The organism is Acinetobacter brisouioides (assembly GCF_004331075.1).
Taxonomy (GTDB): Bacteria; Pseudomonadota; Gammaproteobacteria; order Pseudomonadales; family Moraxellaceae; genus Acinetobacter.
In genome coordinates, this window is sequence record NZ_SJNX01000007.1 from 169,321 (window position 1) to 192,264 (window position 22,944).

Annotated in this window: 17 protein-coding genes and 2 pseudogenes; 4 read left to right on the forward strand and 15 right to left on the reverse strand. The window is 42.5% G+C overall.

All coding sequences use genetic code 11. From position 1 onward, the window contains the following. Positions 1 to 20 precede the first annotated feature (20 nt). The 10 genes and pseudogenes from E0H77_RS11010 to E0H77_RS11055 all read right to left on the reverse strand — a co-directional run bounded on the left by E0H77_RS11010 (position 21) and on the right by E0H77_RS11055 (position 14,188). A complete protein-coding gene (locus E0H77_RS11010; protein WP_171478341.1) occupies positions 21 to 539 on the reverse strand; it encodes an SRPBCC family protein in 519 nt (172 codons plus the stop codon). Positions 540 to 781: 242 nt separating this feature from the next. After that, complete coding sequence (sfnG, locus tag E0H77_RS11015) at positions 782 to 1,882, reverse strand: dimethylsulfone monooxygenase SfnG (protein WP_131377963.1); 1,101 nt, start codon at positions 1,880 to 1,882, stop codon at positions 782 to 784. A 31-nt stretch (positions 1,883 to 1,913) separates the two neighbouring features. Further along, on the reverse strand, positions 1,914 to 2,660 hold the full coding sequence (msuE, locus tag E0H77_RS11020; RefSeq protein ID WP_131377965.1) for an FMN reductase: 747 nt from the start codon (positions 2,658 to 2,660) through the stop codon (positions 1,914 to 1,916). A 434-nt stretch (positions 2,661 to 3,094) separates the two neighbouring features. Continuing rightward, positions 3,095 to 5,836 (reverse strand): magnesium-translocating P-type ATPase, encoded by a 2,742-nt coding sequence (gene mgtA / locus E0H77_RS11025; RefSeq protein WP_131377967.1) that lies wholly within the window; start codon positions 5,834 to 5,836, stop codon positions 3,095 to 3,097. A gap of 921 nt (positions 5,837 to 6,757) precedes the next feature. Next, positions 6,758 to 8,008 carry an SfnB family sulfur acquisition oxidoreductase gene (locus tag E0H77_RS11030; protein WP_131377969.1) on the reverse strand — a complete coding sequence of 417 codons (1,251 nt, stop codon included), beginning with the start codon at positions 8,006 to 8,008 and terminating at the stop codon, positions 6,758 to 6,760. 357 nt (positions 8,009 to 8,365) lie between these two features. Then, a pseudogene (locus E0H77_RS14065) lies at positions 8,366 to 8,471 on the reverse strand (hypothetical protein); the annotation flags it as partial. 54 nt (positions 8,472 to 8,525) lie between these two features. Beyond that, positions 8,526 to 9,917, reverse strand: coding sequence for an LLM class flavin-dependent oxidoreductase (locus E0H77_RS11040; RefSeq protein ID WP_131377973.1), 1,392 nt, complete (start codon positions 9,915 to 9,917; stop codon positions 8,526 to 8,528). A gap of 472 nt (positions 9,918 to 10,389) precedes the next feature. Next, a complete protein-coding gene (locus E0H77_RS11045) occupies positions 10,390 to 11,685 on the reverse strand; it encodes an acyl-CoA dehydrogenase family protein (protein ID WP_131377975.1) in 1,296 nt (431 codons plus the stop codon). 306 nt (positions 11,686 to 11,991) lie between these two features. After that, complete coding sequence (locus E0H77_RS11050) at positions 11,992 to 13,689, reverse strand: NAD-dependent malic enzyme (protein ID WP_131377977.1); 1,698 nt, start codon at positions 13,687 to 13,689, stop codon at positions 11,992 to 11,994. Between the two features lie 241 nt (positions 13,690 to 13,930). Then, a complete protein-coding gene (locus E0H77_RS11055) occupies positions 13,931 to 14,188 on the reverse strand; it encodes a type B 50S ribosomal protein L31 (protein ID WP_131377979.1) in 258 nt (85 codons plus the stop codon). A 171-nt stretch (positions 14,189 to 14,359) separates the two neighbouring features. Here E0H77_RS11055 and argS point away from each other — a divergent pair, with 171 nt between their 5' ends. Next, on the forward strand, positions 14,360 to 16,150 hold the full coding sequence (gene argS, locus E0H77_RS11060) for an arginine--tRNA ligase (RefSeq protein ID WP_131377981.1): 1,791 nt from the start codon (positions 14,360 to 14,362) through the stop codon (positions 16,148 to 16,150). Positions 16,151 to 16,167: 17 nt separating this feature from the next. Then, positions 16,168 to 16,758, forward strand: a complete 591-nt coding sequence (locus E0H77_RS11065; protein WP_131313122.1) for an SPOR domain-containing protein — start codon at positions 16,168 to 16,170, stop codon at positions 16,756 to 16,758. Between the two features lie 24 nt (positions 16,759 to 16,782). Here E0H77_RS11065 and E0H77_RS11070 read toward each other — a convergent pair whose 3' ends face one another. After that, complete coding sequence (locus tag E0H77_RS11070; protein ID WP_131377982.1) at positions 16,783 to 17,685, reverse strand: DMT family transporter; 903 nt, start codon at positions 17,683 to 17,685, stop codon at positions 16,783 to 16,785. A 168-nt stretch (positions 17,686 to 17,853) separates the two neighbouring features. Between E0H77_RS11070 and E0H77_RS11075 the strand changes: the two genes are divergently transcribed. Further along, positions 17,854 to 18,723 carry an AraC family transcriptional regulator gene (locus E0H77_RS11075; RefSeq protein ID WP_131378023.1) on the forward strand — a complete coding sequence of 290 codons (870 nt, stop codon included), beginning with the start codon at positions 17,854 to 17,856 and terminating at the stop codon, positions 18,721 to 18,723. A gap of 115 nt (positions 18,724 to 18,838) precedes the next feature. Here E0H77_RS11075 and E0H77_RS11080 read toward each other — a convergent pair whose 3' ends face one another. The 3 genes and pseudogenes from E0H77_RS11080 to E0H77_RS13995 form a co-directional block, all read right to left on the reverse strand. Then, positions 18,839 to 19,579: an iron-containing redox enzyme family protein gene (locus tag E0H77_RS11080; RefSeq protein WP_416240512.1), complete on the reverse strand. Its 741-nt coding sequence runs from the start codon at positions 19,577 to 19,579 to the stop codon at positions 18,839 to 18,841. Positions 19,580 to 20,014: 435 nt separating this feature from the next. Continuing rightward, positions 20,015 to 20,485 carry a transposase family protein gene (locus tag E0H77_RS13920; protein ID WP_228258329.1) on the reverse strand — a complete coding sequence of 157 codons (471 nt, stop codon included), beginning with the start codon at positions 20,483 to 20,485 and terminating at the stop codon, positions 20,015 to 20,017. An 82-nt stretch (positions 20,486 to 20,567) separates the two neighbouring features. Then, positions 20,568 to 20,723: pseudogene (locus tag E0H77_RS13995) on the reverse strand (helix-turn-helix domain-containing protein); the annotation flags it as partial. A 467-nt stretch (positions 20,724 to 21,190) separates the two neighbouring features. On the opposite strand from E0H77_RS13995, the gene E0H77_RS11090 reads away from it, so the two are divergent. Then, entirely contained in the window at positions 21,191 to 22,429 is a 1,239-nt protein-coding gene (locus E0H77_RS11090; protein ID WP_131377986.1) for a GGDEF domain-containing protein, read from the forward strand. Positions 22,430 to 22,449: 20 nt separating this feature from the next. On the opposite strand, the gene E0H77_RS11095 is transcribed toward E0H77_RS11090, so the two are convergent. Then, a complete protein-coding gene (locus E0H77_RS11095; protein ID WP_131377988.1) occupies positions 22,450 to 22,908 on the reverse strand; it encodes a 2-thiouracil desulfurase family protein in 459 nt (152 codons plus the stop codon). Positions 22,909 to 22,944: the final 36 nt, after the last annotated feature.

Sequence of the window (22,944 nt, forward strand, 5' to 3'; positions counted from 1 at the left end):
TCACCAATCTATGAGAGACATTAGCCTTTTTTTGCCTGACAGGCAGCAGTCACCAAGCCCTCTAGCCAGTCTTGATGCCCATTGATCATCGGATTCGGTTTGGCTTGAGCCAGTTGTTTTGCAGGCTGCCCCAGTTGGGTTTCTTGAGTCAAGATACGCACCCGACCACCGTCCAAGTCTTCAACAAGCCATGCGTGATGCACATCCAGACGTTCGGCTGTACCAATATCCCCCGCCCAGCCATGCCATGCAATTCGAGCAGGCTCACCTGCTTGCGGTGCAACCAGTTCCAGCACTTGGGCATCGACAGGAAAACCAAAGGTTTTAAAGAAAAAGACCATGTTTGCTTGTAGTTGCTTTGCACCTTCAGGCAGTTTGACATCGGAAGAATTGGCGTAGTAACTTGGCCACTCATCAGCATTTACCAGATACGGCCATACCTCTGCGGTGCTTAAACCTTTGACAATCACTTCATTGGAACAGAAATTATCGGTTTCACCAGGCAGATAACCTGCTGGCCAAACAATCGAATTCATCATGTGCAGTTTCTCGTATGTTTGTTCACAATCAACGCTGTGATATGAATCTTATGCTCATCATACAAGTGCTTTTATTATAAAAATAATCTTAAATTTCTATCCAATACATAGATAAAATTAATATCTAAAATTCGACATAAAAAAAGCGCATCCGAAAATGCGCTGTCAGTTGCTCAACTCTACTGAGTATTTTTGTTTTAGATGCAGCAAATCAGGGCGATCAAACACATCTCCCCTGTGATTTAAGCGACTTCTTTGGCCTGTTGTTGTTTTTGTTCCAGTTCTCGAACTAACGGTAAAACCCGTTGTCCAAAATATTCGACTTCTTCAATAAAGTGCAAGAAGCCCGCCAAAATCAGATCAACCCCTGCGGCTTTGTACGCCACAATGCGTTCTGCGATTTGTTCAGGTGTACCGATCAGATTGGTTTTAAAGCCATCGTTATATTGCACCAAATCTTCAAAGCTAGACTTCGCCCAGTTACCCTCACCTTCAGGGCTGGCTGAACCTGCCTGACGGGTGGCATCGGCAAAGGCATTCACGGCTTCAGGGTTGGCATTGGCAATAATCTCTTGCAACACTGCTTGCGCTTCTTCTTCGGTATCCCGCGCGATAATAAAGGCGTTTAAACCAACTTTGACCTGATGATGATTCTGCTTGGCTTTAGCGCGCAAATCTTCAATCTGTTCACGAATACCTTCAACTGTATTGCCGTTGGCAAAGTACCAGTCCGAGACACGCGACGCCATATCCCGTGCTGCGCGCGATGTTCCGCCTTGGAAAATTTCAGGATGCGGCTGCTGCACAGGTTTTGGCTTTAAGGTGTAGTCTTTAAACTGATAGTACTTACCATCAAATGAAAAATTGTCGGTGGTCCAAATACCTTTCAGACTGCGAATAAACTCTTCTGAACGAGCATAACGCTGGTCATGATCAGGCCATTCCTCCCCAATCGCATCGAACTCGCCCTTAAACCAGCCACTGACCACATTAATCGCAATTCGCCCTTGGGTTAAATGATCAATGGTCGCCAGTTGCTTGGCTGCCAGTGCAGGTTTCCACGGCCCTGGTAAAATCGCTGCAATCACTTTGAGCTTTTCAGTCGCTGCCAAAATTGCATGGCTAAACGAAACGGACTCATGTTGATTTTCCGCGCCATAACCCGCAGTAAAACGGATTTGTGATAAGGCATAGCTAAAGCCATTTTTTTCTGCGGTTTGTGCGAGTTTCTTATTGTAATCAATGTTCCATTCTGTACGTTGTTCAATATTACTCACCACCAGACCACCGCTAACATTGGGTACCCAGTAAGCAAACTGAAGTTGTTGTTGTGATTGCGCCATATTTTTATTCTCCTTGGGAAACTGATGGGGTTTATGCCACATCGGCCTGAATTGAGGTCTTGCCTGTTTTATGTTGTAAACGGGATTCTGCGGCTTGCAAGTCAGGCACAGCGGCCGAAGGCAAGACTTCTTCTTGTTCAATTTGTCGGTTAATACCCAAGTTTTGGTTGGCTTGAACTGTTTTAGCTTTCACCACTTCCGCACGCTGACCTTTAGCAGGCGCCCACTCTAAAATCGGTAAGGCACGTGCAACCGCCAAGATAATGCGATCACGCAAGGCTGCGCTTTGAATGGTGTATTCAGGGGTAAAATCACGATCCGTGGCATAAACACCGATTGGCAACGTCTGCGCCTGGAAGAAACTGAACAATGGGCGTAACTGATGCTCAAGCACCAAGGCATGGCGGTCGCTGCCACCTGAAGCGGCCAACAAAACTGGCACGTCGACCAAAGCAGTTTGTTCCACAAAATCAAAGAAATGCTTAAACAATCCAGTAAATGAAGCGCGATACACAGGTGTGCCAACAATTAAGGCATCTGCAGCTTCAACTGCTGCCAAATCATCCTGTACGCGCTGTGGCAATTGATGACGATAAATCGCACCGCCCAATAACGACCCGATTTCGCTGAACTTAATAAAATGCACGTTGATCGGGGTTGCCTGACCCAGTTCATGAATAATTTCCTGAACCAGTGCTTCGGTTTTAGAAGGGTTATTTAAGCCGCCTGAAACAGCGACAATATTTAAGGGTTTGACTGCATTTAAAGTGGTGGACATGGACATAAACCTGAATTGAAATATAAATCTATTGAGGTTTATTTATCCACATTTGGGCATACAGCGTAAAATAATAAAAACGGGCAAATTTATCGTTTTTTAAGATATGTTAAAAAACGATATCCTTTGCATTTACAACGCAATACAGCAATTCCGTTTCATCTGTTATTCGTATTCAGCCCAACTATTTTGATGATCAATTCGGGGAGCTGCCCGAACAGTAGCAGCATGTTCATTTAAACGATAAAGCCATATCGACAAAACTCACAACACCGATTGCAACAAGAACATCGGTTTGTAAATCGACTGTCGATTGCCGACATTTCCACTCAAAAAACCCATCATCCCGCATAAAACAAATGTGGTCTATCAGCTGATCATCGAGTCAAGCAAAAAGCCTAGTCGATATGACGTGTCTCTGAACAATTCCTTGATTACTGCCAACCATAACGGCGGAAGTAGAAGCGTTTCACAAGTTGTATCAGCACCATGTAAGCAATCAAGATACAGGGTAAAAATACAAAATACAGTGGTGGCAATGCCTGTAGTTTAAAATACGGAGCCAAACTTCCCATCGGCAAATAAATCCCGATTGCCATAATAATCAATGACATAATCATCAATGGCATTGCTGCACGGCTTTGCAAGAATGGAATTTTGGGTGTGCGAATCATATGCACAATTAAGGTCTGGGTTAATAACCCGACCACGAACCAGCCCGACTGAAACAGCGTCTGATGCGCAATATTATTGGCACCAAAGACATACCACATGAGAATGAAAGTTACGATATCGAAAATCGAGCTAATTGGGCCAAAAAACAGCATGAAACGACCAATTTCAGCAGGTTGCCAGGTTTGCGGTTTGAGTAAAAGTTCATCATCTACATGGTCAAACGGAATGGCAATTTGCGAAATATCGTATAAAAGGTTCTGGATCAGTAATTGTATTGGAAGCATCGGCAAGAACGGAAGAAATGCACTAGCAATCAAGACCGAAAAAACATTACCAAAATTTGAACTTGCGGTCATTTTGATATATTTCAGCATGTTTGAGGAAGTACGACGACCTTCTAAAACACCCTGTTCCAGAACCATCAAGCTCTTTTCAAGCAAAATAAGATCTGCAGCTTCTTTAGCAATATCGACGGCTGTATCGACAGAAATACCAATATCTGCACTACGCAAAGCAGGTGCATCATTAATACCATCGCCCATGAAACCAACCACATGTCCGTTGTGTTTTAAGACCCGTACAATGCGTTCCTTGTGCGCAGGTGTCAGTTTGGCAAAAACATTATATTGCTCAACTACCTGAGCCAAAGCAGCATCATCCATTTGCTCAATATCATTTCCAAGTATGACACCACTCACGTGTAATCCGACGTCTTTACAGACTTTGGCTGTAACCAGATCGTTGTCACCTGTCAAAATCTTAACCACAATACCATGCTCCGAGAGTGCCTGAAGCGCAGGCGCTGTCGACTCTTTAGGTGGGTCAAGAAAAGCGACATAGCCCACGAGAATCAAATCACTTTCATCGGCAATGCCATATTCATGATGACTCAAACCTGCCCTGGTCGCGACAGCCACAACGCGTAGACCTTCAGCATTGAATTCTGCGGTGACATCATGTATATGCTGTAGCGACTTTTCATCAAGATGGATAATTTCATCGTCATGCATGACATAACGACATACTGCAAGAACTTCTTCTACAGCCCCTTTGGTAATCATGGTCTGCTGTTGTGATGCATCTTCAACCACAACCGACATACGACGGCGGTTAAAATCAAACGGAATCTCATCGACTTTTTTGAGTTTCTGCAAATCAGAAATCATTAAATGACTTTCACCATGTTCTAACACGGCAACATCAAGTAAGTTTTTTAGACCAGTTTGAAAATAACTATTTAGACAGGCAAGCTCCAAGACCTTCTTGGATGGATTACCCCAAATATCCACATGTTTTGCTAAAATGATTTTATCTTGTGTAAGTGTGCCTGTTTTATCAGTACAAAGCACATCCATTGCCCCAAAGTTTTGGACTGCGTCCAAACGCTTTACAATCACTTTTTTGCGAGACAGAAACACCGCACCCTTTGCCAGTGTTGATGTGACAATCATGGGCAGCATTTCTGGGGTTAGCCCGACAGCAACTGAAAGCGCAAAGAGGCTCGCTTCTGTCCAGTTGCCTTTGGTAAAACCATTAATAAATAAAACAATTGGTGCCATGACCGCCATAAAACGAATCAGCAACCAACTGACTTTATTGACCCCCAGTTGAAATGAAGTGGTCACTTGCTCACTGGCCGTCATCCGTTTTGCCAATGCGCCAAAATAGGTTTGTCCACCTGTCGTTAACACGACAGCTGTCGCTGAACCTGACACCACATTGGTTCCCATAAACAAAATGTTTTCTAGATCCAGTGGGTTAATTGCATTTTGATCTTTTTGAACTGCATATTTTTCAACAGGTAAAGATTCTCCTGTCATAGCAGCCTGTGCAACAAATAAATCTTTAGCTACCAGAACCCGACAATCCGCAGGAATCATATCACCCGCAGAAAGTAAAATAATATCGCCTGGTACTAGCGCCTGAATGGTGACTTCTTGGCTGGTCTGCACATTTAAAGTGGTTGGGTTAATCTGTTCTTGCGGGTTTGAAGATTGACGAATCACCGTTGCGGTATTCGTGACCATGGCTTTTAATGCTTCAGCAGCCTGATTGGATTTTTGCTCTTGCCAAAAACGTAACATGGTTGAAATCAGAACCATGGTTCCAATCACCAACGTACCCTGCATATCATTGGTAAAAAAAGAAACCAATGCGAGTAATGTCAGTAATAAGTTGAATGGATTACGGTAGCAAAACCATAAATGTACCCACCAACTTAAAGGCTTTTCTTGCTGAATTTCATTTAAGCCATATTGTTGTTGACGTTGTTCGACTTGATTTTCATCTAGGCCTGCAAGGCTGGTATTGAGTTCTTGGTAGAGCTGCTCAGGCGTATGTCGTGCAGACTGCACCAGTGTTTGAGTCAGCTCTGGTGGAAATGATTGTGTTTTATTTGCACGAGTCACATGTTCTAGGCTAATAAAGCGCTGAAAATGCCGCCCGAAGTGACGTACTTTTAAAAAACGAAGGAACAGTTGTTTCAAGAAAAATGTGCGCATAGCCAACGTCCAAATATGAATTTCAAGCTCAATTCATGGAAAAAAATCAGTTGATACACTGTGAAAAAATAGAAGGTTTTTACAGTGTGCTTAACGAATCAAAAACTGATCTTGCGCTGGGGAATAGGAACCATTACTTTGCCTAAAAAATGGGAAATGAACATGAACATCACATGAGATACATCATGTAATGATCTTCTAAATAGATTATTCAGATCAGATAGATACATATCTACAATCCTCTTATGTGAGAAACCCAATAAGCAGGCGCAATAAATCTTTAACTTGTTTTATCCGAAATGCATTTTGAAATATAAGTAATGCAGTTTCATGAAAAACAGAATTAATCGACTATTGATCAATCAATGTAGATGAGGTGCATGCCTTACAGACATATTGACGACCTCTCGCAGAACAACGAGAGATCAGAACGAAATGTTATGAAGTCCCGTGTGCTGACATTTGTTCGGATAAATATTCCGAACAACTACTCGAGCTTATACCCACTGAGGGACTCCACCGTAAAAAAGTTGTGGCGAATCTATGAAGATGTATTACCCATGTCAACTTGAAAAATAATTTACCAGTTTGGCATAACACATGCGTAAATAACGCCTAAAGTATAAAGTAAAAGACCCCAACATCCTGTTGAGGTCTTTTGTATTTGATTCCTAGGTATAACTCCTGTCGTACCTCACGTCCTGATGTTTGAACTTATCGTTTTTGTTTTATGTTCTGGAACTTCCTGTTCCTGATGAGTTCATCATAACAAATTCAGCATGGCTGCCTACTGGCAAATCGCCTGAATTATTGTCAGCAAATGCTTACATGAACCAGATAGCCTATTTGCTGATAAAACAGCAGCCTGTTTGGATAATGCCTGTCAATTTCTTTACTGACTGACATGACTCAATTTAACCCTTAACTCCACGGATGGCGTGGCAACCCTACGCCATTTAAATAATAATTGCCGACCAGATGCAACTTCCAGCGCACAGGATCGTGCAAGGTATGGGTTCGTGCATTGCGCCAGTGACGGTCAAGATTCAACTCAGACAAAGTCGAGCGTGTTCCCGATAACTCAAACAATTTATTGGTTGCCAATAGTGCAACTTCTGTTGTGAGTACTTTAGCTTCAGCAACCAATAAGGTCGCTTCGGCAACATGCGCTTCAGTCGTATCAGCAATCGCGACATCAATCGCATCGCCTGCCAAGTCCAGCACTGCTTCAGCGGCACGCAACTTAATTTTCAAATCCCCGATATTGGCAATGGTGTACGGGTCATCCGTGGCCTTTTCCAGACCTGAATCAATCCACGGGCGGCTGTACTGACGCACATATTGAATGGTTTCTTCAATCGCACCACGTGCAATGCCTGCATCCACCGCAGCCTGAATAAACTGTGAAATTGCACCCGCAGGCGTTGGGCGCTCAAATGCCTGATGCACAGGAATCACGTATTCTTCACGGGCAAATACATGGTTTAAACGCACCGTACCACTGGCAGTGGTGCGCTGTCCAAAGCCCGACCAGTCATTGATGATTTCAACCCCAGTGGTGTCACGCGGCACAATCGCTGCATAACTACGCCCTTGCTCATCCACCGCGACAATCGGAATCCAGTGCGCGAGCAACGCGCCTGTAGCAAAGAACTTTTCACCATTAATTTCATAACCTTGTGCGGTTTTATGAATTTTGGTGGTCAGGTCGGCAACCGTTTTACTGCCTTTTTCCGAAAAGGCATTGCCTAGACGAATTCCTTTTAAAATCAGCTCAAAAAAGAACTTTTTCTGTTCTGGGGTAGCATCTAAACGCAAATGCTCGACAAATGCCCAATGGTTCTGCGCAATTTGCCCTAAAGATGAATCGACACTGGAAATAATTTTGACCACTTCTGCAAGAGTGCGGTATTTGACATCAGCACCGCCAAAAGCTTTGGGAATATTGATTGCCCATAAACCACTTTGCGAATATTTCTGAATTTCCTCCAAAGGCAAACGGCGCTCCTGATCGCGTAGCGACGCTTCTTTGGCAAATTCCTGAGCCAGTTCACGGGCTATTGCAATTGCTTCAACATCGGAACGAATCACATGTGCATCTTGCTGATGTTCAAAAAATTTGAGTGGAATGGCTGTTTGCGATGCAAAGCCCGTCTGGTTCAATGTGGTCATAATACTTGTGCTCTTTTTATGCTTGGGTGTCCTTAACTTAGCATTATTTTCTCTGGGATTTTATAGATAAAAATGCTTTGCTTATTCAAAATAACTACATGATTTTTCAACAATAAAAAAGGCTGCACCATACAGCCAATTTTATGATTTTTAGATCTAGAACGCTCTCGGTCTACCACGTGTTTGCCCAAATAGCGTGTAGAGTTTTACTTTCCACACTCATATCAGAATCAGGTTTGGTCGGTTCAAATTTGAGCAGAAATCCAATCCCGATCATCAGCACCATCGCACAAATCGACACCAGTAAAAACACATCGGTTTTATAGTTTGCTATCCAGATCAGTAATACAAACAGTGCGATTGCCTGTGCCACGCCTGTCATGATAGGCATCATCAAAAATTCGGTAATCACCTGTTCAATCCTGAAAGATAAGGTGGTCAGGTCATCAGCGTCGATAAATACTCAGATCAGTACGCGTCAAATCAGCTTATGGATTTTTTAAATATGGATTACCGATTAACTGGCTTCGGCAATCGGGGGTTTTTCACCGAAACGATAACCTGCCCCACGATGATTTTCGGGTAAATACGGCCCTTGCCCAAACAGTTTTTCGCGTAGTGTACCTTGTGCATATTCGGTCTGATACACGCCACGTTTTTGCAGCTCAGGCACAATAAATTCCACCACATCACTAAAAGTCTGATGCGCCAAAATATAGGCCAAGTTAAAACCATCCACATCGGTTTCTGTAACCCATTCCTGCAAGGCATCCGCCACAGTTTCGGCTGAACCCACCAACACAGGGCCATTGCCACCGACACTGTTCCAGTTGGCGATTTCTTCAATCGTCCAGACACGGTTCGGGTCAGCATTGACATAAGAGTCCAGCAAGGACTGAATCGCATTGGTCTGAATATATTCGACTTTATCAGTGGGTTGATACTGTGAAAAATCTACGCCCGACCAGCCCGACAGCAAGGTCAGTGCGCCATCATAACTGCCATAAGATTGATATTCTTTAAATTTTTCTTGAGCTTTGGCATCGCTGATGTCAGTGACAATCGAAAGCAAGGTATAGATTTTGACCGAATATGGATCACGCCCTTGCTCAACCAGTTTGGCACGAATCCCCTGCACCACTTTTTTAGCTGCAGCTTTAGACGGCGGTGCAATAAATACACATTCGGCGTTTTGACTAGCAAACTGCTGCCCACGAGTGGATGCCCCAGCCTGATACAATACAGGCGTACGCTGTGGTGACGGCTCACAAATATGAATTCCTGGCACGGTAAAATATTTACCCTGATGCCGAATCGGATGCACCTTGCGATGATCAGCAAAAATGCCGCGTTGCTTGTCGCGTAGCACAGCATCTTGCTCCCATGAACCTTCCCAAAGCTTGTACAACACTTCTAGATATTCATCGGCAATATCATAACGGTCATCATGATTTTCCTGTGTTTTTAGCCCCAGATTTTTCGAGCCACTTTCCAGATAAGAAGTCACGATATTCCAGCCGACACGCCCTTTGGTCAGGTGATCGAGCGTACTTAAACGACGCGCAAACGGATAAGGATGCTCAAAGGAAATCGACGTAGTCACACCAAAACCCAAATGCTGGGTCACCGCAGCCATCGCAGGGACAATCTGTAACGGATCATTGACAGGCACTTGCACCGCACCTGTCAGTGCATGCTCGGCACTGTGATGATAAACATCATAAATCCCTAAAACGTCAGCAATAAAAATCCCGTCAAAATAACCCTGCTCTAAAATTTTTGCCAGATCAGTCCAGTATTCCAGATCCTTATATTCAGTCGAGCGGTCTAGCGGATGTCGCCATAAACCGGGAGACTGATGGGCAATACAGTTCATTTCAAAGGCATTAAAGCTGATTCGTTTCGACATGATGGGCAACTCAAATTTTTTATGTTTAGAGCCATCTTAAAATAAAAAAAATCGTTAATTTATAACAATAACTTGGCTGCTTAGCAGATTTGCTGTTAATGAAATAATCTACTGTGGTTATCTATTTTTTTCGTCATAAAACTCAGGATCTCCAGCTTCAGTGGAGATGTGGTGTAGCGAATCATTTGTTTAAGCACAAAATAAAAAACCCCGACATCCTGTCGGGGTTTTTCGTATTTGGTTCCTAGGTATAACTCCTGTCGTACCTCACGTCCTGATGCTTGAACTTATCGTTTTTGTTTTATGTTCTGGAACTTCCTGTTCCTGATGAGTTCATCATAACAAATTCCACATGGCTGCCTACTGGCAAATTTCTTGAATCATTGTCAGCAAATGCTTACATGAAGCAGATAACCTATTTAACAAATAACAAAGCCGCCCTTCGACTGCTCTATTCAAAATATCACTTCGCTTAACTGGCTTTGGACAATGCCTGATCCTGACTGACATCTCCAATTCGCCACTGATACGGCGGTAACGTCCCATTGACACTAAAATCACCCACAATCCGGTCTTTAAACACCCGCGGATTATGTGAAGATAAGGTACGCACATTGCGCCAGAAACGATCTAGCGCATAGCGTTGATCCGATGCTGATGCACCCAAGGCATCAAACAGTACAGTTGAAGCATTTAAAATCAGTTGGGTAATCACGGTTTGCGACTGAGCCGTTTCTAATTCAGCCAGTGCATTTTGCTGTTCTTCATATTCAGCATTGCCCTGTAAAGCTGCCAGATAAGTCCGCTGCAAACTCTGCGCCACTTTTTCAACGATTGCGCCTGCACTATAGGCCGCGCCACGTACCTGTCCAACGACCTGTAAGATTTGTGGATCATCACGTACAAACTGACTGTTGGCATGAGTATAGTTACGGCTACGCTGTTCTACCGCGCGTGACAACTCATAACTGGCAGATCGCCCCAAGCCCGTAATAATCGCCAACTGCACCAGTTGATAATAAGCTGCCGAATATTTAAAACGTGTGCCATCCACCAGTATTTCACTCGGATCAATCAGCACATCATTAAAAATTGCCGTGCCACTCGCTGTGAGTTTTTGCCAAAAACCATTCCAGTCATCCAGTACCGCGACCCCTTCAGAGTGGCGTGGCACCAGCACCGAAGCCGACTCTCCAGTTAAGTCCTGAATCCCGACTTCAATCCAGTCGGCATATAAACTGCCTGTGGTGTAGTACTTTTGCCCTTTGAGGCGTAGCCGACCTTGCGGATCACGGTAAATATGCGTTTGGAACTGATCACGACTTTCTTTACCGCCTTCAGACCATGCACTGCCTATGGTTTCGCCTGCGGCAATACGTTTTAACCAGCGTACTTTAAAAGCAGGATCTTGAGAGATCAGGACATCTTCAGTAAAACCAAAGTGTACCCGCAGCACTTGCGGCAAGTTCGAATCAGCTTGGGCAAGTTCAACCAGTAAGGCAAATAATTCAGGAATCGTGGCATCAAAGCCGCCAAACGCTTTCGGCAAACGTAAACGGGTAAAGCCACTGTCTTTAAGCCACTGCAACTGCTCATATGGCAAGATACGCTGCTGCTCGCGCTGTAATGTGCCTGCCTGAATTTTGGCAAACACAGGGCGAAAATGCTGAGCCAGTTCATCGTAACGGCTGGAAGGGCCTTGCCCCCATGCGACATAAATTTGGGATTCAGAAAAGGCTTGGGCATGCTGAATTGTTAGATTAGTCATGGCATTACTCAAAAAATCGATATGCCCTTACCTTAAAATAAATCGCACACAGCCATCAGACGTTGTTTTGCTATGATTAGCACAATTTTAGATAATTGCGGCTGAGCTATTTAAAAGTGATGAATGTCATTTATGGCGAAGCTAGTCGTCTCATTTATTGCAAGCAAAACATTCAAGCAAAAAAATACCCTGCATCAGCAAGGTATTTTTTATCTATTTTAATAGACCTGTTTCATAAGTGTTTACCCCTCTTTATTTTTCTCCTATAGGGAAAAAGAGAAGGGATTTATGAAAGAAATCTAATGCTTAAAATGTAACACGTTTATATTGACGATATTCTGGTTGCCAGAAATTTTTCTCAATATTTTCAATCAGCAGTTCATCACTAATCACGGGTGCAACACCCGCATTCATCGCTGCTTTTGCAACTTTAAACGCAATAATACGTGACACTTTTTGAATGTCATCAATTTCAGGCAGCAAGTCTGCATTTGGATCTTGCAACATTGGCGAACAATCTGCCAAAGCATTACTTGAAGCCATCAACATGCTATCGGTGACACGCGTTGCGCCTGCTGCAATCACACCCAAGCCAATGCCTGGGAAAATATACGAGTTATTGCACTGGCAAATGTTATACAACTTACCTTGATAATTCACAGGTGCAAATGGGCTACCTGTGGCAATCAATGCTTTCCCTTCAGTCCAATTCAATACATCGGCAGGTACAGCTTCAACACGCGAAGTTGGATTCGACAATGGCAACACGATTGGGCGTTCACAGTTTGCAGCCAAGGTACGGATAATTTCTTCAGTAAACAAGCCCGGCTGACCCGACACCCCGATCAACACCGTTGGTTTGGCATGTTTCACTACATCAAGAAGCGAAATCATTTCATCGGCGTGTGCCCAACTGGTCACCGCTTCAGGTTTTTGCGCTAGTTTGCGTTGGAAATCCAGTAAGTTCGGCTGATTCTCAGTGATTAAACCAAAACGATCCACCATAAACACGCGTTGGCGTGCTTCGGCATCGGTCAAACCTTCCGCCACCATTTGTGCCACGATCTGCTCGGCAATCCCACAACCTGCTGAACCTGCGCCCAAGAAGGTAATTTTTTGATCTTTTAACTGCTTGCCTGCCGCACGGCTCGCTGCAATTAGACTACCTACCGACACTGCAGCCGTTCCCTGAATATCATCATTGAAACAGCAAATTTCATCGCGGTATTTATTCAGCAAAGGCATGGCATTTTTTTGTGCAAAGTCTTCAAACTGAATCAAGGCTTTTGGCCAACGACGGCGAATACCACGAATCACTTCATCGACAAAACTATAGTATTCATCACCGCTGATACGCGGTTGACGCCAACCCATATAAATCGGGTCATTCAACAACTGTTGGTTGTTGGTTCCGACATCAATAGTAATCGGTAGCGTATAGGCTGGGCTGATACCGCCACAGGCTGTATAGAGGGACAATTTTCCAATTGGAATTCCCATCCCACCAATACCTTGGTCGCCGAGTCCCAAAATACGTTCACCATCGGTGATCACAATCACTTTGACATTTTTGCGATTCACGTTTTGCAAAATATCATCAATGTGTTCACGGTCAGGATAAGAGATAAAAACACCACGATGACGACGGTAAATATCCGAGAACTGTTGGCAGGCTTCACCGACGGTCGGTGTATAAATAATCGGCATCATTTCCGCCAAATGATCTTCAATCAGACGGAAAAATAGGGTTTCGTTGGTGTCTTGGATATTCCGTAAATAAATGTGCTTATTGATCGCATCGTGAAATGCAGAGTACTGTTGATATGAGCGTTGGCTTTGTTCTTCAATAGTTTCAATCACATGGGGAATTAGACCATGCAGGTTAAAACGAGTCCGTTCGTCTTCGCTAAATGCAGAACCTTTGTTCAATAAAGGCAGTTCTAATAGGGTATTTCCAGCATAAGGGATATAAAGTGGGTGCTTTTTTTGCGTAGCAGAGGTCATGTTTAGTCTCATCTTTTGACTAAAACTACACGATTGTGAAGTTTAGCTTTTCAAAATACCCGACTAGCTTAAGCCTTTTTTGATAAAAAAGGGTATTTAGCAAATTTATAATAGTATGAGACTTATTTCCTAATTGAATTATTCTGACTAATGCAGTTGGTCTTTTAGGATTTTATTTATTTCTTGCAGAAAACGCAGGGAATTCTGCAAGAAAAAATCGGCTTGTTTTCAATTGTCGGGTTTAGGCTTTCTTCTTGGAAAAACGTGCAAACTTGCGATTAAAGTTCGCCACACGCCCTTCATTGCTCGCCTGACGCACTTCGCCAGTATAAAAAGGATGCGAAGCACTGGAAATATCAAGCGTCACATAAGGATAAATCTGCCCCTGATATTCTTTGCTTTGGCTCGGCTTTAAGGTTGAACCAATTAAAAAGTAAGTATCGGCATTGGTATCATGAAACAAAACTTGTTGATAATCAGGATGAATATTGGTTTTCATTAAACACTCCGAAATAATTACGTTATAACATAACATAATTCTAACCAATTTATTTCACTTTCGTCAAAAAATCCGTATGGAAATGCTCAAAATCAGGCGAAATAGTCTTTCCCTAAAACGTACAAAATTTGCTATATTTACCCTTTTTCCGCGACATTTTTTCTAACCATTATGAATACGGCAATCCAAGCAGCTCTTGATCATGCAGTTCAGTCCCTCAAGCAACAGGGTGTTCTTCCATCTGACTGGAACAACAACAGTATCCTAACGCGAACCAAAGATCGAAGCCACGGCGATTTTGCCTCAAATGTTGCCATGACCGCTGCCAAAGCTGCGGGCTTAAAGCCACGCGATCTTGCAGAACAAATCTTGGCAAATTTGCCTGAAGTTGCCGATATCAGCAAGGCTGAAATTGCAGGTCCAGGATTCATTAACTTCTTTTTAAATGCTGACCAGCGCTTTGCCATCCTTGACCAGATTCAACAACAAAAAGATGTATTTGGTCGCACTCAAAGCAATGTTGGGCAACGCATTCAGGTCGAGTTTGTGTCTGCCAACCCAACCTCTAGCCTGCATGTCGGGCATGGTCGTGGCGCAGCGTACGGCATGACCGTTGCTAACTTGCTTGAAGCAACAGGCGCAGTAGTTGACCGCGAATACTATGTCAACGATGCAGGTCGTCAAATGGATATTTTGGCAACCTCAACTTATTTGCGTTATTTAGAATTACAAGGGCAAACTCTGGTTTTCCCAAAAAATGCCTACCAAGGCGACTATGTCAAAGAAATCGCGCAAAGCATTATTGAGAAAGACGGCGCGGCGCATATTCGCCCTGTCGCTGACGTTTATAAAGACGTGCCTGAAGATGTGCAATATGCGGCTGAACCAGATGCTGACGGCAATAAAGTCATCGTTTCAGGTGACAAAGAAAAACATATCGACGGTTTGATTGGCAACTCACAACACTTACTCGGTGCAGGCTATCGTGTTTTCCATCAAGCGGCTCTTAAAGCCATTTTAGATGATATTAAAGATGACCTTGGCGAATTCGGTGTAACCTTCAATCAGTGGTTTAGTGAAGCCAGCCTGACTGAAAAAATTGACGAAGCCCTCGAAACACTTGATCAGCGCGGCTTCTTGTACGAACAAGACGGTAATATCTGGTTTAAATCGACCGAATTTGGCGATGAAAAAGACCGTGTCGTAAAACGTCGCAATGGTCAAACTACTTACTTTGCTTCTGACATTGCTTACCACCTTAACAAATTACAACGTGGTTATACCCATATTGTGGATATTTGGGGTTCAGACCACCACGGTTATATTGCCCGCGTCAAAGCAGCAATTGATGCCATGGGTTATGACTCGAGCAAACTGACTGTCCTTCTCGTTCAGTTCGTGAGCTTGTGGCGTGGCGGAGAAATGGTACAAATGTCATCGCGTTCTGGTCAGTTCGTGACTTTACGTGAACTGCGTGAAGAAGTCGGTAATGATGCCGCACGTTTCTACTATGTGATGCGTAAGAGCGAACAACACATCGACTTTGACCTTGACCTTGCCGTATCGCAAAGCAAAGACAACGCGGTGTATTACATTCAATATGCCCATGCACGTATTTGCCGTATGCTAGAAAAAGCCAAAGATACAGGCATTGCTTTCGATGCAGTTCAAGCCCGTCAATTTGCTGAACAATTGAGCCTTGAAGCTGAAACTGAAATCTTGGCAAAACTTGCAGCTTACCCAGATATTATTAACCGTGCAGCCCATGCTTACGAACCGCATCAGGTCGGTAACTACCTGAAAGAACTTGCAGCGCTATTCCATGGCTGGTACAACGAACATAAAGTGCTTAGCGACGATGCTGCATTAACCCAAGCACGCCTGTTACTTTCAGTCAATGTACAACAAGTATTACATAATGGTTTAGAGTTGCTCGGTGTCTCTGCACCAGCATCCATGTAAGCTAAGAGGATTGCTACGTGTGGGGTAAAACACAACGCGGCGTTTCCGAACGCCCAAAACAGTCAAAACAGTCATTGATTCCAAAATGGTTTGGTACATTAATCCTGATTTTAATGGTACTCAGCGCTGCGGTGGCTTTAATGCTGTGGAAACCGTGGGCACCCGTACATGCACGTAGCGACATCAATACGGGACAGTCTCAGGGGGAAACCAATAAAGACTACCGTTTTTATGACCAGTTGCCAAAACAACAGGTCACGCCGATTCCTGATCAGGCGGTACCTGCCAATCAACGCCAAGAAGCTGGGGTGATTGTTGAAGCACCTGCACAGCCAACGGCTGAAATCAGCAATGCATCTGAACCAAGTACCGCTGCGCAAACCAGCTATATTTTGCAGGTTAAAAGCTACACCGACCCTGACAGTGCTGATGCTAAACGCTCTGAAATCCTGATGAACAAATTGCCTGCCGATGTCATTATTGGTACGGAAAAAGGGAAAACCTGGTATCGGGTCATTTCAGGGCCTTTTACCTCCCAAAATGAAGCCATCGCTGCACAGCAAACCTTGCAAAACAGTGGTATCGATTCGATTATCGTGAAGCATTAAGCTCATCAAATATAAAAAAAGCGATCAGTTGATCGCTTTTTTTATTGAGAAATTTCGAAATTTTGGGGCTAAAAAGAACACCAGATTGCCCAGTAAAATACAGATCACACCCAGTATCGCAGTTAAACTCCAGTGATAATTTTCCCAAAAGGTCGAAATGGTGAGTGCAACTAAAGGAAACAGTAAGGTACTGTAAGCTGCCTGCCCCGCCCCAATTCGCCCAACCAGCATAAAATAAGCGCTAAAGCCAATCACTGAACCAAAAATTGCCAGATAACCCACGGCCAAACTAAATTGTAAGTTCCATGCCGGTATAAATTGCATGCCTTGTGATGCAGCAAACAAACCCATCCACAGTGTGCCATAACTCATGGCATAGGCATTACTGCTCAGTACATCTAGCCCACGTTTTTGATGCCGGGTACTGATCATATTGCCCAATGAAAAACCATACGTTCCGAGCATACACAAACCTATGCCAAGCACAGTCTTGCCCTGCAAATGGGTACTGCTCAAGTCTTGCCAAAATAGTAAAAACATACCGAGAAAGCCTAAAGTGACTGCAGGGAAAAACTGTGCAACAATTTTTTGTCCGAAAAAAATTCGGCTATTAATGGCATTGAACAGTACAGCCATCGAGAAAATTACGGACTCCAGACCGCTGTTAATATAAGAAATGGCATGATAAAAGCACAAAAAATTCAGCCCAAAAACACATAACCCTTGTAGCGCACAAAACAGATGATCACGCAGCGCAAAACGGCGCAAATGCCCTGTCAGCAATAGCCCGACAAACAAACAACTCGCCGCAAGCAAAAACCGCCAAAATACAGCGACAACTGGATCAACTACATTGGCTTGAGCAGTAATGGCAATCCATGTTGTTCCCCAGATCAGCACAACCAGCCCATACAGAAATAGATTCACGATGACTCTCCTCAATTCTGTCATCAGTTTGCAGGTATTTCATTGAGTCTGCTTGCGCAAAGCAGGGCAAGGCTTGCATAAACTTGCGTTTTTTTCTAAAAATTTGCTGACCCTTTTGAAAAAATCGCTAGACTATATTTCCAATGGTTTTGTCACATGATCCCGCATATGGCTTATCAGACCTTACAACAGCTGCAACAACATAAAGCCCAATTACTTGAACACGTACAACTTGGTTCAGGGATGCAACTGGCTGCCTGGTACAATCGGCACGATCGTGTCAGCGTCTGTAGCGATCACCACACCTTGAGTCTATATACTTGCGGTGGCTATGAAAGTTACCAAAAAACAGCTCAAGGCTGGCGTAATGGTGGTGGTCCAGATCATTTTTGTCTAATGCCACAACAGCAGTACTCTGAATGGGATATTCGCGGAGAATTGAGTTTTGTGCATTTGTATTATACCGATCAGCATTTGCGTGATCTTGCTGCACATGTCTGGGACAAGGAACCGAACCTGATTCAACTGCATGAAAAAACCTTTGCCACTGATCCTCAGATTACCTTGCTGTATCGACATTTTTTATTGGGCTGCAACTGGCAACAGTCAGAAAATTTGCTCCAGCTCTCCACCACAGCCACTTTATTACTGAACCATTTATTAAAAAATTACAGTAATATTGTTTGGCAGATGCCCCAGTTGAAGAGTGGTCTAGCACCTGCAACACTACGCTGGGTACTTGAATGGATTGAAGAAAATTTACATTTGCCGCTAACGATTGCAGACTTGGCAGCACAAGCGCATTTAAGTGAATACCACTTTGCCCACATGTTTCGACACTCCATGCAGCAGGCACCGCACCAATACATTTTGCAGCGCCGTTTGCAAAAAGCTCATCATTTGATTTCACAGCAACATATGAGCCTGACCGACATTGCACTGGAATGCGGTTTTAGTTCAGCCAGCCACTTCAGTCGCCGTTTCAAGCAGCAGTTTGGTTTTACACCATCTAAGCTGAGAAGCGAGCATACTTCATGATATTTTGATCGGCTAAACCTGACACCATCAATTTTTTATCGGTCGGTTTTATTTCTCGGCATGAAAACCACGCAAAGCGAGTGAACACAATCATCAAAAAGCCTGCTATTACCCATCAACCTTGAAGCTTATAACATTCATCAAGTGCCAACGCATAATATTCCAAACCTTCACGTGCAGCATGAAATGCTTTTTGTTGTAATTCAGGTTTACCTTCACATAAGCATTTGATGAGTTCCATTGCTTCATACGGGTGAATATCATCATAATGCGCATGGGCACGTAACCATGCCAGTGAGCGTTTATCAATCTTCACATCGGGATGATTCTGGTAATTATGAATGCCTTTATAAACATGTAAAGACCAGTCACCTGTTGCCCATTCAATTGCTAAATTGGTTGCTGCCAAACATTCGGCAAGGCTACCACGATAGTTAATGCTCCAGAGATAATGATTCACGGCATTCATGGCAGGTGGTGGAGTAACACGATCGAGCTGATCAACTGTAAGACCAAAGCCACCCGCCCAGTCCCGATACCAAGTCAAATGGCGTTCTTCAACCTTAATATTCTGAATAAGCCAGTCTCGAGTCTGCACTACGCCCGCTTCATTAAACTGAGTTGCCTTAGCCAAAGCCAGCGCCATATAGGACGGAAACTGTGCAACCAAGGGATAAAAATTTAATAAAGCTGCACGAAAGCATTCTAGGCTGAGTGTACCATTTACTATACCAATAAACACAGGATGCTGGCTGACACGCTCTTTTGCAGGAATCAGTTCATCCCAGAACTTCTGCGCCCACACACTATGAGGTGTGATTTCCAGAGTGAATTCATTTTTTAGAACAGTCATCATTCACTTCCTCTTGAATTTATTTCATCTAAGCTTTTATTTTTAATACAACATACGCTTTGAATAATCAATTAAATTTATTGACTTATTGAATATAGCATTATAAGTCAACCTAATAAAATAAATTAGATGGCTGAAACGGCTTATACTCAATTATGCAGCTTCTTTTATAAAGGTTTACAGCCTCTTTATTGATATCTATGAGAAAAATTTAAATCTATTTCAATCAAACATAAGAGAAATACAGTTGAAGAATGAAAGAAGCCGATTTAGATATTTATAGCAGAATCTTTTGACAATTTAATTAACAGCTAAAATCAAAACTTCAGACCCAAAATATCATGTAATTTTTACATGATATTTACAATAAAATCATAAAGAACACCCTATGGCATCCCATCTGACATAATATTAAAAACAATAGACCTCTTTCATAAATCATTTTTTATTCAATTCCATGTTGTAGATTCCAGCAATTAAATTGAATCTTAACCCCAATCTTTTGCCTCGATTTCTATAACGCTCAGCAAGAATATTGAAGATTTTTAGCTTACAAAATACATGCTCAATTCCAATTCTTCTTTTATTAATTTCTTGATTATAGATTTTGAGTTCAGTACCCAATTTACAGCGTCTTTTTGCTTTTAACGGCAATAAGCTATTCGAAAACAAAGCATAAATTCCTTGATAACCTTTATCTGCAAGAATAAAAGCACCAACAGGAATCTGGTTTAAATTACGTTTGAACAGCTCAAAATCATGCACAGCACCGTGACAAGAACATACACATAGAATTTGCTGAGTTTTGTAGTGAATTATGGCCTGTACTTTGAACGTATTCTCTTTTTTCTTGCCACAATAACTTTTCTTCTGTTTTTTTAGGTCTTTGGATTGGGATTTCAGTGGCATCTACAATCACCACATTCCAGTCTATACCTTCACCTTCAGGCAATTCTTTCGGTAAATTAAACAGGTTGGACTGAATCAGACTATCTTCAACATGGCCTACAATTCTGGATGCCGTTGGCTCAGAAACCCCATAACTTGTAGCAACATGAAATAAAGTTCGGTATTCACGCCAATAGCTGAGACAAAGTAAGACCTGATCTTCAATACAAAGTTTGCTTGGTCTACCTTTCTTTGGGATCTACTTTTTCATGTATTCAACGAATAAATCAAAGGTTGACCATGAGATGCCTGTGTATCGTTTAAACTGAGTTTCAGGAAGCTTTTAAAGTCGAGATATTTCATGTGTCAATTATGCTTGAAAATCCTAAAGTTTGCAGGATAACTTTTTATCTAAAAGTTGGGTGTTTTTTGATTTATGAAAGAAGTCTAATCATTATCATTTTAAAATCGAAAAGTATTTAAAATATAGCCAAGAAATTTTTATATACACAATTAAAATAGCGTTATAATTTCAATTCTAAGGGAAATATTATATAACCAATAGATAACAAACTAAAAAGTAGATATAGACCTCTTCCATCATGGTTTACACGCTCTTTATTGTTTTATTGTTCTCCTTGAGCATCATTGAAATATATTTCAATGATGCTCAAGAGACATAAAATCGACTGATGAAAGACGTCTCCTAAATAGTGAGATTGAGCTATGAAATTGAAAGGCTCTAGTATTCTTAGTAGAGAACAAGTAGATTTACTCAAAAAAACTCGTTTAAATTTTCTTTGGTTTCCTAAAAGGTTCGAACGCCTATATACAAAATGCTATCGTAATGAAGCAGCATATGAGCTTCATTATCGTGGCATTATTATTATTACTTTATATCTTTATCTCTCTTTGGGTATTTATCAGGTTTTACCAGAAGATCATGTTATTCCCTGGATTTCTCTGTATGGATGGGTCGGGATTATTATCCTTGTTGCATGGTTAATGTCTTTTGTGAAACGATTCAATCCGTGGTTCGATTATTATGTCTGTTTTAGTTCTACTTTATCAGTTGCAATTAGTTTCATATTAGTCAATGGCTTGGAAGAAGTGCAAAATACCGTTCTTTTCCATACAGCCATGATGTATGCCGTGATTATTATTTACGGCTTCGTTGGTTTACGTTTTTATACGGCATTAATCGCTGGCTGGTTGGGTGGTTTAATTGGCTTAATTGTGAGTAATGAGATGAATGCCACCATCGACTGGACTCTGCTCAACCGCACTTATACATTTAGCAGTTTTCTAGGCATGTCTATGGCCTATTTTATTGATCGGCAGCACCGTGAGCATTTTCTAAAAAACTGTATTATTGAACACAATCACCTTGAATTGGTACAACAAGCCCAGCAACTCTCCAAACTTTCTCAGATTGATGCGCTGACAGGTTTAGCAAATCGTCGCTATCTTGATGAAATTTTACAAAATGAATGGGAACGTGCGATTCGCTATACGAAGCCTATCACCGCCATGATGATCGATATTGATTATTTTAAATTTTATAATGACGCTCTCGGTCATGTTCAGGGTGATGAATGCTTAAAACGGATTGCTTTTATGCTGAATTCAGCCACATCTAACCAACAAGATGTCTTGGTTGCACGCTATGGTGGCGAAGAATTTTTATTAATTTTCCCACAAACCAATGAGCAACAAGCCAAGCAATGGGCTGAACAACTCATTAAAAGTATGCATCAACTCGCACTGCCACATCCCTCAAGCCCAATTTCAGCCTGTGTCACACTCAGTATTGGTGTCGCTACGCTGATCCCTTCTTATGAAGAAAGTATTTCTGAATTTATTACATCCGCAGATCATGCCCTTTACTTGGCAAAACATCGCGGACGCGATCAATATCAGATTGCCGTGTGTCAAGAAGTCCCTCCCCTTGCTATCGCCAAATAAATTGATCAGCTTATTACTTACTATTCGGTAAGTTGTGATAATTGTTTTTCAGACAGTACCAAAATTCCATGCTGACGCAATAAAGCTGTCGTTACGCCAACGCCATCGACTCGTATACCAAAAAATGAACCATCATAAATCTGCTGACTACCGCAAGATGGACTATTTTCTTTCAATACAACATGTGTCGCATGATATTTTTGGGCAATTGCAAGTGCAGAATAAGCTCCCTGAATATACTGTTCAGTGACATTACGTCCCGACCGTTCAATCACTTGTGCCGTACCTGCTAAAACTGCATAGCCATCTCCACCGACTATTTCCGCAGGTGAACGTGGCGTGGGCAAACCTGCAAGTAACTCTGGGCAAATGGCAATTGCTTTATGTTCATGAATCAGCTGTTGAACTTTCAAATGCAGACAGTCTGTTCCATCATATCTGACAGGTTTACCTGCCAAACATGCGCTGACTAAGATCATGATTCAACAAATCCAAAAATAAAATTTAAGCATAAC